This is a genomic window from Chloroflexota bacterium (genome assembly GCA_035652535.1).
GTDB lineage: Bacteria > Chloroflexota > UBA6077 > UBA6077 > SHYK01 > DASRDP01.
Map to the genome: position 1 here is coordinate 1 of DASRDP010000162.1, position 2,170 is coordinate 2,170.

The 2,170-nt window shown below is 69.7% G+C and carries 2 protein-coding genes; one reads left to right on the forward strand and one right to left on the reverse strand.

From position 1 onward, the window contains the following. The coding region (locus VFC51_20060) for an ATP-binding protein (protein HZT09326.1) at positions 1-707 on the forward strand (707 nt) is incomplete at its 5' end. Between the two features lie 69 nt (positions 708-776). Here the strand turns inward: VFC51_20060 and VFC51_20065 are convergent. After that, positions 777-1,730, reverse strand: coding sequence for an RIO1 family regulatory kinase/ATPase (locus VFC51_20065; protein ID HZT09327.1), 954 nt, complete (start codon positions 1,728-1,730; stop codon positions 777-779). Positions 1,731-2,170: the final 440 nt, after the last annotated feature.

Here is a 2,170-nt window from a genome sequence, read left to right on the forward strand (position 1 = left end):
TCACCGACGCGGCCTCCATCGGCACCGACCTCGGCGTCGGCATCGCGCTGTTCGTCGACGAGATGCAGGACGTCCCGACGCCGGACCTCTCAGCCCTCTGCGCCGCCTGCCATGAGCTCTCCCAAACCGGCGCCCCCCTCATCATCGTCGGCGCCGGCCTCCCCCATCTACCCACCCTTCTCTCCAGTTCCAAGTCCTACTCCGAACGCCTCTTCCGCTACCACCGCATCGACCGCCTTGATCGCCCGGACGCCGACCTCGCCCTCACGGCGCCAGCGCAGCGCGAAGGCGTGGACTTCAGCCCCGATGCCCTGGACGCCCTCTACGACGCGGCCGACGGGTACCCGTACTTCATTCAGGCGTACGGAAAGGTCGCCTGGGACGCCGCCCCCGCGACCCCGATCACCGCGGAGGACGTGAAGGTCGCGGCCCCCGAGGCCGAGGCCGAACTCGCCGTCGGCTTCTTCGGCTCGCGCTATGAGCGCGCCACCCCCGCCGAGCGCGAGTACATGCGCGCGATGGCGCTGCTCGGAGACGGCCCGGTCCCGACGGCCGAGGTCGCCACGTCCCTCGGCCGCCGGCCCTCGTCGTTGTCCCCGGCGCGCGACAGCCTGATCAAGAAGGGCCTGGTCTACGCGGCCGAGCGCGGTTCGGTGGCCTTCACCGTCCCGCACTTCGGCCACTTTCTCCGCTCCCAACCCGCCTAACCCCTCCCCATCGATCCCCCTGTCACCTCACGCATCCCTACCCGCCTATACCAACATCTACCCTCTCCCCTATACATCCTTAGATTCCCCAATCCCCGCCTCATCCCGCAACAACCTCAGCAGCCCGTCAACCCGCCAATCCGCCTGCGGCAGCCCTCGCGTCGCGAACCAGCCGCCGATGTTGCGCACGTCACGCGCCAGCAGCTCGGCGCCCCGCGGGTTCACCACGACGTCCACGACCTGCGGCAGGTCGATCAGCACGAGTCGCTCGTTGTGGACCAGGACGTTGTACGCCGACAGGTCGCCATGCGTGAACCCGGCGCGTGCCAGCGTGGCCAGCCCGTCCGTCAGCTGCTCCCACAAGTCGACGAGCTGCTCGGTACTCGGCCGCAGCTGCGCCAGCCGAGGCGCCGCGCCGCCGTCCGCGTCCCCGATGAACTCGAGCATCAGGTCGGTGCCCAAGCGCGAGACCGGATAGGGCACAGGTGCCCCAGCAGCCCACAGCCCGCACAGCGCGGCGAACTCGGCAGCGGCCCACTGCTCGGCGATGAGCTTGCGTCCAAAGGTCGTCCGGTTCGCGATCGCCCGGTCGAGGCGGGATTCGCGTGTCCGGCGCCCTTCCAGGTAGCCGGCGTCCCGATGAAACAGCCGGTGGTCGGCGCTGCGGTACTGCTTCTCCGCGAGCAGCACCCGCTGCCCACCCCCCGCCGCCCCCGCCTCTACCTCCGCACCTGCCCCCACTTCGCCCCTTTTCCCCACTTCGCGCCTTTTCCCCGGCACCCATCGCTCCACCAGGTGAACCTCCGCCTCCTTCCCCGTCTTCACCACGCCGAGCCGCGTGTCGACGGCAGCCTCACTGGTGATCACCCAAGACGGGTACGGTTCCGGCCCGACCTCCCCCTGCCCCCAGGTCGACCAGCGGTCGGCGCCCTCCGGCAGCTCGAGCCTGTCCTCAGCCTCGATCAGCGCAGCGGCTAGCCGGTCCCGCTCCTGGTCGGTGAGCCGTCCCCGCCGCAGCGGCACGTCGGCCTCGTCGTCGAAGCGCCGCTGGCGGCCTCCCTGCCCCCGCCGCCCAGACGACCGGCGCTCGTCAAAGTTGTCGTAGTCATGGTCGTTGTCGTAGTCGTGGCTGCTGCCACCGCGGCCGCCGTAAGCGTCGACATCCGCGTCAAAAGAGTGCTTGCGCACTGGAAAGTCTCCAAACAAAGCGAACGGAATCCGCCCCGCCGGAGCAACAGCCGCACAGTGCGCGAAGCGCGCGCAAGAACGAAGAAAGAGGTGCGGCTTAGAACCGGGCCGAAGCGGTAGGACAGGACAAGGTCGAGTCCAGGACAAAGACGTTGGACACGAGCCACCTCCTCCACTCCGGATCACACACGGTGACCGCTCGCCACGGCGGCCCAAACGACCGCCCAACCGCGCCCCGCGAAGCCGCCCCCTGGCCGCCCCACAGCGAACGCGCG